Source organism: Hymenobacter fastidiosus, from assembly GCF_039539565.1.
GTDB classification, from domain to species: domain Bacteria; phylum Bacteroidota; class Bacteroidia; order Cytophagales; family Hymenobacteraceae; genus Hymenobacter; species Hymenobacter fastidiosus.
In genome coordinates, this window is sequence record NZ_BAABDJ010000040.1 from 101,139 (window position 1) to 117,652 (window position 16,514).

The 16,514-nt window shown below is 61.7% G+C and carries 8 protein-coding genes; 1 reads left to right on the forward strand and 7 read right to left on the reverse strand.

Annotated features, from left to right (window positions below):
- Positions 1 to 28 precede the first annotated feature (28 nt).
- The 5 genes from ABD833_RS18550 to ABD833_RS18570 form a co-directional block, all read right to left on the reverse strand.
- Complete coding sequence (locus ABD833_RS18550; RefSeq protein ID WP_345075036.1) at positions 29 to 673, reverse strand: rhomboid family intramembrane serine protease; 645 nt, start codon at positions 671 to 673, stop codon at positions 29 to 31.
- Positions 674 to 801: 128 nt separating this feature from the next.
- On the reverse strand, positions 802 to 1,773 hold the full coding sequence (locus ABD833_RS18555) for a polyprenyl synthetase family protein (protein WP_345075037.1): 972 nt from the start codon (positions 1,771 to 1,773) through the stop codon (positions 802 to 804).
- 202 nt (positions 1,774 to 1,975) lie between these two features.
- Positions 1,976 to 4,486, reverse strand: a complete 2,511-nt coding sequence (gene rnr, locus ABD833_RS18560) for a ribonuclease R (protein WP_345075039.1) — start codon at positions 4,484 to 4,486, stop codon at positions 1,976 to 1,978.
- Positions 4,487 to 4,995: 509 nt separating this feature from the next.
- A complete protein-coding gene (locus ABD833_RS18565; protein WP_345075041.1) occupies positions 4,996 to 6,945 on the reverse strand; it encodes an ABC transporter ATP-binding protein in 1,950 nt (649 codons plus the stop codon).
- Between the two features lie 330 nt (positions 6,946 to 7,275).
- Positions 7,276 to 7,932: a lipoprotein signal peptidase gene (locus ABD833_RS18570; RefSeq protein WP_345075042.1), complete on the reverse strand. Its 657-nt coding sequence runs from the start codon at positions 7,930 to 7,932 to the stop codon at positions 7,276 to 7,278.
- Between the two features lie 292 nt (positions 7,933 to 8,224).
- On the opposite strand from ABD833_RS18570, the gene ABD833_RS18575 reads away from it, so the two are divergent.
- Positions 8,225 to 10,165 carry a hypothetical protein gene (locus tag ABD833_RS18575; protein WP_345075043.1) on the forward strand — a complete coding sequence of 647 codons (1,941 nt, stop codon included), beginning with the start codon at positions 8,225 to 8,227 and terminating at the stop codon, positions 10,163 to 10,165.
- A 108-nt stretch (positions 10,166 to 10,273) separates the two neighbouring features.
- Here ABD833_RS18575 and ileS read toward each other — a convergent pair whose 3' ends face one another.
- Complete coding sequence (gene ileS / locus ABD833_RS18580; RefSeq protein ID WP_345075046.1) at positions 10,274 to 13,783, reverse strand: isoleucine--tRNA ligase; 3,510 nt, start codon at positions 13,781 to 13,783, stop codon at positions 10,274 to 10,276.
- 163 nt (positions 13,784 to 13,946) lie between these two features.
- A complete protein-coding gene (locus ABD833_RS18585) occupies positions 13,947 to 16,370 on the reverse strand; it encodes an efflux RND transporter permease subunit (protein WP_345075047.1) in 2,424 nt (807 codons plus the stop codon).
- Between the last annotated feature and the right edge of the window lie 144 nt (positions 16,371 to 16,514).

A 16,514-nucleotide genomic window follows, 5' to 3' on the forward strand; every position in this document is an offset into this window, starting at 1 on the left:
CGTATGCAAACCTTTGATTATCATATTATTAAAATAAATAAGTCTGGATTTGCTGCCAGAAGTAGGTGGCGACGGAGGGGTAGAAAACCAGCGCCAGAATGACCCCATACAAGGCCCCGTAAAAGTGGGCATCGTGGTTGATGTTGTCGCCGGAGCGGCGGCCCTGGTAGTAGGAATACGCCAGGTACAGGAAGCCGAAGATGAACGGCTGAATCGGAAACGGAATGGGGAATATGATAATCCCCTGACCCTTAGGGGCAACGGGATTAAACATGATACCAGCAAAGATAACCGCGGCTACCCCGCCCGAAGCGCCCAGGCTCCGGTACTCCGGGTCGTTGCGGTGGCGAAAGTAGGTAGGCAGGTCCGACACCACGATGCCGCCGAGGTAGAGCGCCAGGAACTGCAGCAACCCGGTGGTGACACCCCCCAGCTGGACGAAGATGTTCTGCACCTGCTTGCCAAAGGAGTAGAAGGCAAACATGTTGAAGATAAGGTGGGCCCAGCCGGCGTGCAGAAAGCCGGAGGTGAGCAGGCGGTACCACTCGTTCTGCTTGCGCAGCACGTAGGGTCGCATGATCCAGCTTTCCATGAGTTCGTGGTTGGACCAGGCGTAGATGGAAATACCGGCGGTGAGCACCAGCAGAACCAGGGTGGCATCGAGAGTGAGCATAGGCAGGGAAAGAGTGAGAAGCGTTTTCGGGGCTTGCAGGACTTTATCCGTGTACAAAGCCAGGCGAAGACACGGAAGAATGATAAAATGCTGGCACAGGGCTTAAAAACGCCGTAAAAAAAGCCCTTTTAGCTTTCGCGCTCCATAAGCTGCAGCGCCAGCTGACGCAACGGCTCCTTGCGCCCGGCCGGGGCCACCACGCGCTCCAGGTGGTGCAGGGCATCCCGGAAGTAGTCGTTGATAAGCGCCTCGGTCTGGGGGCGGATTTCAAGCTCATCGTAGACGGTGCGCACGGCCTGCACTTTGGCCGCGGCATCGGCTACCGGCTGACCGATGTGCCGGGCCAGCACCGTACGCTGAGCCGCGCTGGCCTGGGCCTGGGCGGTGAGCAGCAGGAAGGTTTTCTTATCGCTCACGATGTCGCCGCCCACGCGCTTGCCGAAAGTGGCCGCGTCGCCGTACACGTCGAGCAGGTCGTCGCGGAGCTGGAAGGCCAGGCCGATATCGGTGCCGAACTGGCGCAGGTGGTCGGCATCCTGCGCGCTGGCCCCGCCGAGCAGGGCCCCCAGCTCCAGCGCGAAGCCCAGCAGCACGGCGGTTTTCAGCCGGATCATATCCAGGTACTGCGTGATGCTGACGGTGGCTTCGGTTTCGAAGTTCATGTCCCACTGCTGGCCCTCGCACACCTCGGCAGCGGTCTGGCTGAACCGGCGCAGCACGGTAGGCAGCAGATGGGCCGGAATGTCGAAGAACAGCTCGTAGGCCCGCACCAGCATCACGTCGCCGCTGAGGATGGCCACGTTGGCGTTCCACTTCTCGTGCACCGTGAGCTGGCCGCGGCGCAGCGGCGCCTGGTCCATAATGTCGTCGTGGAGCAGGGTGAAATTGTGGAATACCTCTACGCCCAGCGCGGGCTTCAGCACGGGGTCCAGGTTGTCGGTGAAGACGTGGGCCCCGAGCAGAGTGAGCAGCGGCCGGATGCGCTTGCCGCCCAGGGCCATGATGTAGCGGATGGGCTCGTAGAGAGCGGTGGGCTGCTGGCCGTAATTAAGCTGAGCCAGGCCGGCGGTGATTTTAGCGGAGAAGAAACTGAGGTCCACGGAGTAAGGAGGAGTTGCGGCGGAAAGGTACGGAAGAGTAGCTGAGTGGCTGAGTAAGCTGTAAGCCACGAAAACGTCCGTCATCCTGAGCAAAGCGAAGGACCTTATCCCGTAGGAACGAGCCGTTGTGGCGTCAACCGTTCTAACGTAATAGGGTCCTTCGCTTTGCTCAGGATGACAGACGTTTTATAGCAGGTGCCCCCTACCGGCGGCGCTTGCCCTTATCCCCACCGCCGGGGCGGCCGCCGCCGCTACGCTCGGGGCGGTAGCCGCGGGGCTTGCTGTTTTCGCGGCGCTCCTGCTGCTCGCGCTGCTTTACCGAGTCGGGGCGGTTATCTACCAGCTCGAAGTCGATGGTGCGGTCGAGCAGGTTGGCGGCTTTCACGATTACCTGCAGCTCGTCGCCGAACTGGATGATGCGCTTCGAGCCCCGGCCCACGATCCGGTAGTTGTCCTTGTCGAGCTCGAAGGTGTCGCCGGGAATGTCGCTCAACCGGATCATGCCTTCGCACTTGTTCTCCTCGATTTCGACGTACATGCCACGCTCAGTGAGGCCCGAGACTACGCCGGTGAACGTCTCGCCGATAACCTCCGACATGAACTCCACCTGCTTGTACTTGATGCTGGCGCGCTCAGCCGAAGCCGCTACTTTCTCCCGCTCCGACGAGTGCTTGCACTCCTCCTCCACTGGCGCTACTTCCACGTTGCCGCCGCCTTCGAGGTAGTGCTCGAGCAGGCGGTGGGCCATCATATCCGGATAGCGGCGGATGGGCGAAGTGAAGTGCGAGTAGTGCTCAAAGGCCAGCCCGAAGTGGCCCATGGGCTCGGTGGTGTAGATAGCCTTCGACATGGTGCGGACGGCCAGGGTCTGCAGCACGTTCTGCTCCGGCTTGCCCATCACTTCCGACGACAGGTCGTTGAGCTCGGTGCTCAGCTTCTTGGGATTGGTCAGGTCCAGGACGTGGCCGAACTTCTTGGCGAAGAGGGCGAAGTTCTGGAGGCGGTCCGGGTCGGGGGCCTCGTGCACGCGGTAGACCATCGTCATGCGCGGCTTGCGGCTTTTGAGTTTGAACACGAACTCAGCCACCTTGCGGTTGGCCAGCAGCATGAACTCCTCAATCATCTTGTGGGCATCCTTGCGCTCCTTCACGTACACGCCCAGGGGCTTGCCGTTCTCGTCGAGCTTGAACTTCACTTCCTGGGTTTCGAAGCTGATAGCGCCACTCTTGAAGCGGGCCGTACAGAGCTTCTTGGCGATGCTGTTCATCAGCACGACTTCCTCGGCGTAGTCGCCCTCGCCGGTTTCGATGCGCTCCTGGGCATCTTCGTAGGCGAAGCGGCGGTCGGAGTGAATGATGGTTTTGCCGAACCAGGAGTCGTAGAGCTTGCCGTTCTCATCGAGCTCAAACACGGCCGAGGAAGTGAGCTTGTCCTCGTTGGGCCGCAAAGAGCAGAGGCCATTGGACAGGCGCTCGGGCAGCATCGGAATCACGCGGTCGACGAGGTAAACCGAGGTGGCGCGGTGCTTGGCTTCGCGCTCCAGCTCGGTGCCGGGCCGCACGTAGTAGGTCACGTCGGCAATGTGGACGCCAATTTCCCAGTGGCCGTTTTCCAGCTTCTGAATCGAGAGGGCGTCGTCGAAGTCCTTGGCGTCGGCGGGGTCGATGGTGAAGGTGGTGATGCCGCGGAAGTCACGGCGGCGCTTGATTTCATCGGCCGGAAGCACCTCGGAAATGCCTTCCGACTCGGCTTCCACCTCGGGGGAGAACTCAAACGGCAGCCCGAACTCGGCCATGATGGCGTTGATTTCGGCTTCGTTGCCGCCGGCCTGCCCGAAGCTGCGCACTACTTCGCCCGTGGGGGAGCGGTTCGCGTCGTTCTCCGGGAATTCCGTGATGCGCACCAGCACCTTCTCCCCGTTGTTGGCACCGTTCAGGTTCTCGTAGGGCACAAACACGTCGAAATACAGCTTGCGGTTGTCGGGCTTTACGAAGCCCATGCCGCCCTGGATCTGCAGGCGGCCCACCACTTCGGGCCGGGCGCGCTTAAGCACCTCCACTACGTCGCCCACGGGCCGGCCGTCGCGGGAGCCGCGCAGGCGCAGGCGCACCGTGTCGCCGTGCATGGCAAACTTGAGGCGGTCGGTGAAGACGCGCACGTCGCTCTCGCTTTCTTCCGAAATCACGAAGGCAAACGTGTTGGTGGCCAACGATACGGTGCCAACGATGGTGTCGGCGGTATGCTTGAAGCCGGTGGGGCTCACTTCGGGCTGGTCGGTGTCAGGGAAGTCGAACCCGGCTTCGCGGCGGCGGTGCACCACGGGGTCCTGGCCAAACTCGGCTTCCATGGGGCGGCCACCGCGGCGGGCGGGTACCGGTGTGTTCTCCGGATTGCGCGGTTTGCGGCTGCTGGCGGGTGCCGTGGCCGCCTCGGCCGCACCGGGGTCGGTGAGGCGGTAGTCGTCGTTCTGGAGCAGCGTGAGCTGGCCGGAATTCTTCAGGGCCTTCAGGTGGGTGAATACCTCTTCGCGCTGCTCTTTGGTGGTCACGCCGAGGCGGCGGGAAAGCTGGCGGTAGGCGAATATTTTGCCGGGATTATCGCGGAATACGCGAAACACGAGGTCTTTGGTGATGGGGGCAGCAGCGGCTTGGTCGCCGCGGGCGGCCTTCGCGCGGGGGGCGCGGGGGGCAGCGGAATCGTCTTTTTCTTTCATCAGAAAATGCGGGCCGCCAGTGGTTGTCTTTTTCGCAGGCGGCTTGGGTTGATAAGAAGGCCCGCCGAAGAATTTCAGGCTGGCCCAAGTGAATGTACTGGAGCCCGGGAAAGGGCGGTGCCGGCCAATTGCCGGGCTTCGGGAAGATAATACGGAATATCTGGGCGAATAACTATTTCAGGCGGGAAAAGTAAGGTTACGGTTAGGTTAAGGGTAGGGTAATTTGAACGTCATGCCGAGCGAAGCCGAGGCATCTCGCGTGGGGTCGTCACCAAAGCCCCTGTCATCCTGAGCAGCGCGAAGGACCTGCCTCATTCCGCGCTGTAAAACTCCTTTCAACGCACAAGCTCCTTCTCCGCGCCACAGTGAAGGGCTTTACTCGTTTAATCAGGCTTGGCAGAATATCCGAGGCAGGTCCTTCGCTTTGCTCAGGATGACAGACGTGTATTTGACAATTCCTGCTCTATCGTTCTGATGACAGGCGCTTTTTTCGACTTCCCTCCTGCTGCCTACGCCCGGCTGGCTACGGCGGCCCGGATGTCGGCGGGCTCATCTTTGGGAATGGCGGCCAGCAGCTGGCGGGTGTACTCGTGCTGCGGATTAGCGTAGACCTCGGCCGCCGGACCGCTTTCCACAATCTGCCCCTGCCGCATCACCAGCAGCCGGTCGCTCATAAAGCGGGCCACCGACAGATCGTGGGTGATGAAGAGGTAGGTGATGCCGAAGTCACGCTTGAGCTGGTTGAGCAGGTTGAGCACCTGCGCCTGCACCGATACGTCGAGGGCCGACACCGATTCGTCGCAGATGATGCACTTGGGCTGCAGGGCCAGGGCGCGGGCAATGCAGATGCGCTGGCGCTGACCGCCCGAAAACTCGTGCGGGTAGCGCAGGTAGTGCTCGTCCTTCAACCCAACCGTAAGCAGCAGCTCCAGCACCCGGGCTTTCTGCTGGACTTTGGTACCGCCGACACCATGCACGCGCATCGGCTCCAGAATGGCTTCGCCCACGGTCATCATCGGGTTGAGGGCCGCGTAGGGGTCCTGAAACACCATCTGGAAATCCTTGCGCCGTCTGCGCAATTCGCCGGCGGGCAGCGCCGCCAGATCCGTGCCTTCGAACAGGATGCGGCCCGCCGTTGGTTCCACCAGCCGCAGCAGCGCCCGGCCCAGCGTAGTCTTGCCGCAGCCCGACTCGCCCACCAGCCCCACGGTTTCGCCGGGGTAAATATCGAAGCTCACCCCATCCACGGCCCGCACAAACTCGGGGTGGCGGTTGAAGAAGCCCTTGCGGATGGGGAAATGCACGTTCAGCCCGGAAACCTGCAGCAGCGTGGTGCCACGAATTGCCGCAGGCTTCGTGGTACCACTATCGTTGAACGACCCACCGGCGGATGATGCGCGGCTTTGGTCATGGTCTTGTTCAACGATAGTGGTACCACGGCTGGAAAAAGCCGGGGCACCACTCTGGTCCGCAACCGCATCATTATGTTCCACGGGGAACGTTTTGGCGGTTTCGAGGGAAATGTTATCGGAGCTGGCAGTTACGGCTAAAGTTGAGCTTGCGGGCTCGGGGTGAATGAGCTTTTCCACCAGATTACCCGCCGCGTCCTCGGTCATGAAATCGGCTACTACGGGCAGCCACGGCTTACCCACGGAGAGCTTGGGGCGGCAGGCCAGCAGCCCCTTGGTGTAGGGGTGCCGGGGGTTAGTGAAGATGTCGAGCACGGGGCCCTGCTCCACGATGCGGCCGCGATACATCACCAGGATGCGGTCGGCTATTTCGGCTACTACGCCCAGATCGTGGGTGATGAAGAGGACGGCAGTGTTGTGCCGGCGGCGCAGCTCGTCGATGAGTTGAAGCATGCGGGCCTGCACGGTCACGTCTAGGGCGGTGGTGGGCTCATCGGCAATGAGGATGGCGGGGTTGCAGGCCATGGCCATGGCAATCATCACCCGCTGCTTCTGGCCGCCGCTGATTTCGTGCGGATACGCCTTCAGGATCTTCTCCGGGCGCGGCAGCTGGGCCATCGTAAACAGCTCCACGGTGCGGGCTTCAGCGTCTTTCCGGCTCAATGACGTGTGCAGGCGCAGCGCTTCCACTACCTGGCTGCCGCAGGTGTACACCGGGTTCAGGGACGTCATCGGCTCCTGAAAAATCATCGAAATCTCGTTGCCCCGCACCTTTTGCAGCTGCTTATCGGGCAGCGTAAGCAAATCGACCTCGCCCAGCTCCTGCGAGTGGAACCGCGCCGTGCCGGAAGCCACCCGGCCCGGCGGCATCGGAATCAGCCCCATCAGCGCCAGCGACGTGACCGACTTACCCGAGCCCGATTCGCCCACGATGGCCAGCGTTTCGCCGCGGTGCAGCTGAAACGACACGTCGTTCACCGCCCGCACGTCGCCACGGTGCGACTGAAAATCGATGGTGAGATTGGAAACGGTGAGGATGGGCTCGGGCACGGGCAATAGATTCGGTTGAGCGGCAGGCGCTACGGGTAAAGATAAGAGCGGAGATAGTAGCGCGAACGTTGCTAAGCAAATTGCGGAAGAGCCACAGCGCGGCGACAGGTTTGTAGAAAATCGCGCAGTCGGCGGCTCAAAGCCGCGTAGCGGCGACAGAAACACCCGAACGGATCTGTCACCGCTACGTGGCTTTTATAGTCTCCCTGGACACTTGCTACAAACCTGTCGCCGCGCTGTGGCTCTCCCGCGCAAAGTTCGCGCTACTACTACCGAAAACGGCCGGCTGAATTGCTTCAGCCGGCCGTTTTGCTTTCAAAAAACCGGCTTTTAAGACGCTACTTCCGGGGTTTCCGCGTCATAGCGGGCTTTAGCGGCGGCGGTATCCCCGGCGGCCGGCGGCTGGGCTTCGGAGTGATCGAAAAAGCGGTTCTGGTTGAGTAGAATCAGCATCACCCCGATGAAAATGGCCGAATCAGCAATGTTGAAGATAGGCCAGAGCGACAGGTGGTAGCCGCCAACCAGCGGCCAGGTGGAGGGCAGAATGCCTTCGTAGAGGTCCAGGTAGAGCATGTCAATCACCTGCCCGTGAAACCAGGGCGTGGGCGCGCCAAACGGGGCGTTGTCGTAGATGATGCCGTAGAAAATGGAGTCGATCAGGTTGCCCACGGCCCCGCCCAGAATAAGCGCCACGCAGAGGATGAAACCCGTCGCGGCGCGCTGCCGCCAGAGCTTGTGGATGTAGTAGATCCCGCCAAACATAGCGACCAGGCGGAAGCTGGTCAGCAACACCTTCCCGTAGGGCGGCGGCAGCTCGACCCCGAAGGCCATACCGGGGTTTAGCGTGTAGTGCAGCTTGGCCCAGTCGCCGAGCAGGGTTATTTCGCCGGGCATGCCGGGCAGCATGTAGGTGTGCGTGGCCCACTTCGAGAGCTGGTCGATGGCGATGATGAGCAGGGCCACCAGGTAGTATTTCCAGTATTTCATAAGCACAAAGAGAAGCAGAATTATAGACCAACCCGCTCCGGAAGAAAAGCCCTGGGTATATGTTGGAGGAGTGGTTTTGTGCCGGTTTAAACCCTGATTTCCGGGGTTTGTGCGGCGCAGTACCAAATGCGGCAGAAGGCAAACTTACGGCAAAGCCCGCGGTTTTTGGCCGCCGGCGCCCGGGGCCGGCCGCTGGTGCGGATTGCGTAGCTTACGAAAACCGGGGCTGGCCCTAATCTGACGTCACAAACAGGAATTCAGGATGAGAAAAATGAGGTTGGCGCTGGTGGGATTGTGGGGTATACTGGCAGTTGAAAGCCGGGGGCAGGGGCCCGGGCCGGCAGCGGATACCCTGGGGCAGGAATACACGGATGCCCGGCTGGGCCTGCGTCTTTCCCTACCCGCCGGCTTCCGGATAGAGCCCTACCCCAGCAGTCCGCCCGACGGGGTCCTGCTGAACCAGCTCCGGCAGCTGGCCGGCGACAACGCGGCCCGCGCTTCGGTGGTAGCCCGGATCCGGCAGCCCACCGCCCCGCGCAGCGTGCTGTCGGTGCTGCATTTGCCGGGCGACAGCCTGAACTGGCTGGCCGCGGGCTTCCGGGCGTGGCGGCCGGGGCGCTATTATCGCAGCAGCACCGTGCCACCACTGCGCCAGGAGTTGGCCTGCGCCCTACCGGGCGGCGGCTGGCTGTATCTGCGGGCCGAGCTGCCGCGGGAACCCGCCGACCGCTCGGATCTTAATTTTTCCCGGCTGGGCCGCACGCTGGAAATCCTGTATGGCAGCCGGATTTTCCCCGCCCTGGCCCTGCTTCCCGACCCATTGCTGCGTACTCCGGCCAGCTTTGCCCGCTATGCCGACAGCCTGGTGCGCCACACGCCCGGCGGCAACCCGCTGCCGGCGCTGGCCGCGCTGGAAGAAGGCCGCCGCGCGGCGGGAGCCAGCCTGATTACGCCTGCTGAGAGTCAGGCCAATCCGGCCCTCACGCCGTATCAGTCCCGGTTTGGCCCCCGGCTACCCGCCGATTTCTGGTACCTGGGTGATGCCGTGGATAAGGTGGAATCCTGGACGAATGCGCCGGCCCAGCGGTGGCTGTTCAGCGAAACCAACCTGGATTTTATTTCGCTGCCCACACCGGAGTATGGCGGTGATGCTGCATATGCCTGCACCAGCGGGGCCGTGTACTCGGCGCGGGAGGCGCTGGCCGACATCCGGCAGCGGGCCCGCGGCAAGCAGGTAGTGCTGTTCAATGAAAACGTGTACCGCCCCCAGCACCGTACGCTGCTGGCCCTGGCCCTGCCCGATCTGTACGCCCAGGGATTTCGCTACCTGGCCGTGGAAACGCTGAACGGAACCGATGCCGACCTGAACCGACGAGCGTATCCCGGCCTGCCGCAGCACGAATTCGCGCCCGACTACCAGTTTGCCAACCTCATCCGCACGGCCCGCCGGCTGGGCTTCACGCTGCTGGGCTTCGCGGATACCACGCAGCCCGCGGGCTTCCAGCAAACTATGCCGCAAGGTATTTCGGAGGCTTTTGATAAAGCCAGCTGGGCGCGGCGCTACCAGCCCATCCGGAAGCTGCGGCGGGTGCTGGATACGCTGCCGCCGCAGGCGCGCGTAGTGGTGCTGGCCCCGGGCCTGCAAACCTTGTGGGAGGCAGATAGCTACGGCCGCAAAACCGCCGTGCGCCTGCTCGACGGCTGGGGCGGAAAAGCCGTGCTGACCATAGACCAGCTGCACATAGAGCAGGACGTCTGCGTCCGGTTCGGGGTGTTGCCGCCGTTGCAGCTACCGCCACCCTGGCAGCCGCTCGATTCGCTGGCCCGACCCGATATAGCCCGCACGCTGTACGTGCGCTACCCCGCCATCGACGGGCCCGGCCTGTCGCCCGCGCGGCCCCTGACCGATGCGGCCGACCTGACGGTGTACAACCGCCTCGACGCCCAGCGGCTGCCCCTGCCCTACCCGGCCGCCATCAATGCCCGGCTAATAGTGTTTGATCTGAGCCCCTACCGCGCCACCAGCGCCACCGGCCGCCGCGTGCTGCAGCTCTACCTCCTTAGCGAGCTGAGCGGCCCCCACCCGGACCAGGTACCACCGGTTTTCACCCACGAAATCGGGCCGCTGGCCGGGCCCCTCACGCTCCGGCTGTGCCCGGGCCGCTACCGCTACCTCATTCGTTCCTCCGGCCCGGCCACCGAGGTGCAGGCTGATTTAACCGTGCCGGAATAAGAGCCGCGCTGGTATGCGGAGCTATGCCTGCAGCGGCTCCATACACCATAAAAAGCCCCGAAACGGAGGTTTCGGGGCTTTTTATGGCATGCAATAACAGTCTGTTGTTTAACCTTTTGCCACGCTCAGCTGCACGGGCACCGAGTAGTCATCGAATTCGAGCACCGAGCCGCCGTTGACATCGGCCGCGAAATCCAGGACCAGGGCCTGCACTTCGGTGCGGATATAGTCGCCGAAGCTCTGCACGGCGGCTTCCAGCTCGGGCTGCTGCCCTAGCGTGACGCGGATTTTGTCCTGGACTTCCAGGCCGCTGTCCTTGCGCAGGTTCTGGAGGCGGTTTACCAGCTCGCGGGCCACGCCTTCCTGGCGCAGCTCGTCGGTCAGGGTCACGTCCAGCGCCACCGTCAATGGGCCGTCGGTGGCCACGAGCCAGCCGGGTAGGTCGTCGGTACGGATTTCTACGTCGTCGGGGGCCAGGGTATAGGTTTCGCCGTCGATATCTACGGTCAGCTGGCCGGTTTTTTCGAGGGTGCTGATTTCATCGGCCGTCATCTGCTGGATGCGGGCTCCTACTACCTTCAGCTTCGGACCGTACTGCTGGCCCAGGCGCTTGAAGTTGGGCTTCACCGACTTCACCAGCACCCCGCTGGTATCGTCGAGAAACTCCACGTGCTTCACGTTCACCTCGGCGCAGATCAGGTCTTCGACCAGACCAACCTGCGCCCGGGTTGTGTCGTTTAGCACCGGCACCAGGATGCGCTGCAAGGGCTGGCGCACTTTCAGTACCGACTTCTTCCGCAGCGAGTGGGTGAGTGAGGAAATCCGCTGGGCCAGCTCCATCCGCCCTTCCAGGGCTTTGTCGATTCGAGCTTCATCAGCCTGCACAAGTAGCGTCAGATGCACCGATTCGGGCGCTAACGGCGTGTTCTTGGCCAGGGCTTCCTCCCTCATGCCGTCAGTCATGTTCTTGTAGAGCCACTCGGCGAAGAAAGGCGCAATGGGGGACATGAGCTGCGAAACGGTTACCAGGCATTCCTGCAGGGTTTCGTAGGCGGCGCGCTTGTCCTGGGTCAGCTCGCCCTTCCAGAAGCGGCGGCGCGAGAGGCGCACGTGCCAGTTGGAAAGCTGGTCCGTCACGAAATCCTGGATGGCCCGGGCCGCCTTGGTCGGGTCGTAGGCGTCGTAGTGGCCGCGCACTTCCAGAATCAGGGACTGGAGCTTGCTCAGGATCCAGCGGTCCAGCTCGCCCAGCTCAGCGTGGGGCGTGCGGTCGAATTCGCGGGCCTGGAAGCCGTCGAGGTTGGCGTAGAGGGCGTAGAAGGAGTAGGTGTTGAAGAGCGTGCCGAAGAAGCGGCGCTGCACCTCGGTGATGCCGGCCAGGTCGAACTTGAGGTTGTCCCAGGGCTGGGCGTTGGCAATCATGTACCAGCGGGTGGCGTCGGGGCCGAACTGGCTGATGGTGGCAAACGGGTCGACGGCGTTGCCGAGGCGCTTGCTCATCTTGTTGCCGTTTTTATCCAGCACCAGGCCGTTGGCCATCACGTTTTTGAAGGCTACGGAGTCTTCCAGCATCACGGCCAGCGCGTGCAGAGTAAAGAACCAGCCGCGGGTCTGGTCCACGCCTTCGGCAATGAAGTCGGCCGGGAAGTTCTGCTTGAACTTCTCCCCGTTCTCGATAGGGTAGTGCCACTGGGCGTAGGGCATGGCGCCGCTGTCGAACCACACGTCGATGAGGTCGGTTTCGCGGTACATGGGCTCCCCGCTAGGCGAAACGAGGAAGATGTCGTCCACGTAGGGACGGTGCAGGTCGATTTTTGAGTTGCCGGTTGCCGGTTGCCGGTTGCCAGTGTCGTTCTGCTGGTCGCCTTCACTGGCAACTGGCAACTGGTCACTGGCAACTGAATACGGGTTGTGGGTCATGACTTTGGCGGCCACGGCCTTGTCAATTTCCGCGTTGAGCTGCGCGATGGAGCCGATGCAGATTTCCTCAGTGCCGTCCTGGGTGCGCCAGATGGGCAGGGGTGTGCCCCAGTAGCGGGAGCGGCTCAGGTTCCAGTCGACCAGGTTTTCCAGCCAGTTGCCGAAGCGGCCGGTGCCGGTGCTTTCGGGCTTCCAGTTGATGGTTTTATTCAGCTCGATGAGCCGGTCCTTCACCGCCGTGGTCTTGATAAACCAGGAGTCGAGCGGGTAGTAGAGCACGGGCTTGTCGGTGCGCCAGCAGTGGGGGTAGGTGTGCTCGTACTTCTCCACCTTGAAGGCCGTGCCGTCGCCCTTCATTTTGATAACGATGCTTTCGTCCAGCGTCTTGTAGTCGGCGCCGGACTCGTCGTGGCCGTCGTAGTTTTTCACCCAGCGGCCGCCGAATTCGCCCATCTGCTGCACGTAGCGGCCGGTGCGGTCCACGATGGGGCCGAGCTTGCCTTCATCATCGAGCACCATCAGGGCCGGGATGTCGTTTTGCTGGGCCACCCGGAAGTCGTCCGCGCCGAAAGTGGGCGAAATGTGCACGATACCGGTGCCGTCCTCGGTCGTCACGAAGTCGCCGGGGATGACGCGGAAAGCCCGCTCCTGCCCCTCAAACGGAGTAAAGTCGAACAGCCGCTCGTACCTGATGCCGACCAGATCGGAACCTTTGAAGCTGCCTTCGAGGTGCCAGGGCAGCACTTTGTCGCCGGGCCTGAAGTCCTCAAACGAGGCGTCCTTGCCCTTTTCGGAGAAGTAGCGGCTCACCAGCGCCTCGGCCAGCACCACCCGGATGGGCGCGTAGGTATACGGATTAAAGGTGCGCACCAGCACGTAGGGAATCTTCGGCCCCACGGCCAGGGCGGTGTTGGCCGGCAGCGTCCAGGGCGTAGTGGTCCAGGCCAGGATGAACACCTCGGGCTCGGCGTTATCGTCGCCGTAGAGCTGGGCCAGGGGCACTTCGTCCAGGCTCACGTTGTCGAACAGCATCTCCGACTTCTCATCCCGCTTCACCCGGAACTGGGCCACCACGGTCGTGTCCTTCACGTCGCGGTAGGTGCCGGGCTGGTTCAGCTCGTGGGAGCTGAGGCCGGTGCCGGCGGCCGGGGAGTAGGGCTGGATGGTGTAGCCCTTGTAGAGCAGGCCTTTGTCGTAGAGCTTTTTGAGCAGGGCCCAGCAGCTTTCGATGTATTCCGGCTCGAAGGTGATGTAGGGGTCGTCGAGGTCGACCCAGTAGCCCATCTTCTCGGTCAGATCGTCCCATTGGGCCTTGAAGCGCATGACCGTTTCGCGGCAGCGCTGGTTATAGTCGGCGATACTGATTTTCTTGCCGATGTCCTCCTTGGTGATGCCCAGCTCCTTTTCCACCTGCAGCTCGATGGGCAGGCCGTGGGTGTCCCAGCCGCCCTTGCGGTGCACCTGCTTGCCCAGCAGCGTCTGGTAGCGGCAGAAGATGTCCTTCACCGTGCGCGCCATCACGTGGTGGATGCCGGGGGCGCCGTTGGCCGAAGGCGGGCCTTCGTAAAACACGAACGTGGGCTGGCCTTCGCGGGTGCTCACGCTTTTCTCAAAGATGCCGTTCTGCTTCCACCAGGCCAGGATATCGGTGCCGACCTGGCCGTAGTTGAGCGGCTGCTTGAATTCGGGGTAGTTCATTGTTGGGTTGATTCTTAGCCTCCAGTCGCCTCACCCCCTGGCCCCCTCTCCAAGGGGAGAGGGGGGACTAGAGCTAGAGGCAATGCTATAGAGGTAGAGGTAGAGTTTATTTTTAGAGCTAGTTCCCCCTCGCCTTTTCCGGAGAGGGGGCCAGGGTGAGGCGCTACGAATCCAGCTTTTTCTGCAGCGGGATGCGGCGCAGATTGATGTCCACGTCGTCCTCTTCCTGGTAGGTATCGTCGAAGTGCTGGACGAAGGATTTATCGATGTCCTCGTCCTTGCCGTGCTCGAAGGTAACGAGCAGGGAAGGCAGCAGAATCAGGTTGGAGAAGTTGGTGATGAGCAGCGAGGCCGACATGAGCAAACCCAGGGCCTTGGTACCACCGAATTCGGAGAAGGCAAACACCGAAAAGCCCAGAAACAGCACGATGCTGGTGTAAATCATGCTGGTGCCGGCTTCGCTGAGCGTGGTGCTGATGGCGGCCCGCACCCGGTGGCCGTTGGCGGCCATTTCCTGGCGAAACTTGGCCAGCAGATGAATGCTGTTGTCGCCGTCGATGCCCAGGGCAATGCTGAAAATAAGCGCCGTGCTGGGCTTGAGCGGAATGCCGAAGTAGCCCATCAGCCCACCGGTAAGCACCAGCGTGACCAGATTAGGCAGCAGGGTGAAGAACACGGCCCGGATGCTGCGGAACAGAATCAGAACCACCAGCCCCACCAGCCCGAAGGCGATGAGCAGGCTTTCCTTGAGGCTGTTGATGAGGTACTCGTTGCCCTTGGTGAACAGAATGGTGGTGCCGGTGAGCTTCACGCTCATGCCCGTGCCGTTGAAAATCTGCTGGATTTGCGGCTGAATCTGGTTGGTGAGCAGCGTGTCGAGGTTGCGGGAGCCGATGTCGGCAATCTTCAGGGAGATGCGGGCCCGCTGGGCCGTGGAGTCGGTGAAGGAGCGGATCAGCTTGCTGTCCATGCCGCCGCCCTTGCCCTGGGAGCGGGCCAGGTAGCTCAGAATGAAGTTCTTCTCGGAGTTGTCGGGCAGGCGGTAGTACTCGGGGTTGTCGTTGTAGAACGCCTGGGTCGACGCCTTCAGGAACGTGACGATGCTGACGGGCGTGGTGAGCACCGGCTGGGTGCGCAGGTACTTCTCGAACCGGTCGATCCTCTCCAGGTTCTTGAGCTTCATGATGCCGCGCTTGGTGCCCGTATCCACCACGATTTCCAGGGGCATCACCCCGTTGAAGTGCTGCTCGAAGAACTTCAGATCGGCATTCACCGAGCTGTCCTTGGGCAGGTCGTCGACCATGTACGACACCGACTTAACCTTCAGAATCCCGCCTACCGACAGCACCACCAGCGCCGCGGCTACCAGGTACACCGTGCCCCGGCGCTCCAGCACGAGGTGCTCGAAAAACTCCAGCAGCTTGGTCAGCGGGGCGGCTTCGAGGTGTTCCAGCTGCCTGGGCGTGGGCGGCGGCAGGATGGTGAAGACGATGGGAATCAGAATGAACGAGACGATGAAGGCCACGAAAATATTGACCGTGGCCACCAGCCCGAACTGGTAGAGAATGGCAATGTTGGTGAAGCAGAACACCACGAAGCCGATGGCCGTGGTGGTATTGTTCATCAGCGTCACCAGCCCAATTTTGCTGATTACCCGCGTCATGGCCAGCACCTGATTGCCCGATTTGCGGTAGTCGTAGTGGTAGCGGGAAAGCAGGTAGGTGCAGTTGGGAATGCCGATAACGATGATAATGCTTGGTATCAGGCCCGTGAGCAGGTTGATTTTGTAGCCCAGCAGCACCATGGAGCCGATGCACCACGTCACCACGATGAGCACGATGAGCAGCGGAAACACCACCGCCGACCAGGTGCGGAAGAACATGAACAGGGTCACGGCCATCATGGCCACGGTCAGGGCCACGAACAGCTTCATTTCGGCGGCCACCTTGGTCGTCATCGTGGAGCGCACGTAAGGCAGGCCGGCGTAGTGCATCCGGATGCCGGTTTTCTGCTGAAACCGCTCGGCGTGGCCCAGAATCTCCTTCATCACACCCTCGCGCCGGGAGGAGTTCAGGAACCTGGGGTCCATAGTCAAAGCCAGCAGCGTGGCTCCGGTAGTAGGCGAAATCAGCTGACCCTTGTAGAACTCCTGGCGGTTCACGATACGCATCAGCGAGTCCAGCTCGGCCTGGGTCTGGGGAAACTGCCGGAAGATGGGGCTGGCCTTGAAGCTTTGCCTGGTGGTGTCCTTTTCGAGCCTGATGAGCTTGGTCACCGACAGCACGCCGCTCACGCCCTCCACCTTGCCCAGCGTGTCGGTCAGGCTGCGCAGCTCGTTGAAGTTGCCCAGCTTGTACACGCTGCTGTCCTGCAATCCCAGCACGAATACGTTGCCGTCTTCGCCGAAGGTGCGCTTGAACTGCTGGAAATACACCATGTCCGGGTCATCCGGACTCACGACCTGGGCAAAATCGTAGGTCATTTCGACCTTCCGGGCATGCCAGCCCATAAAAACGGTAATAACGGCCAGCAACCCGATGAGCAGTCGGCGGTTTTTAATAACGAAAAGCGCGAGGTTACTCCACATTAGGCTGCTAAAATGCAGCAAAGGTACGGAATGCCCCGCTGTCGGAAACGGCCGCCGCCAGTTGGCTTTGAATCGGAAAAACTTTGACTCTGCTTCTTTTATTTATTAACCTGCTGAATTACTTCTAAATATATGAAACTCAAA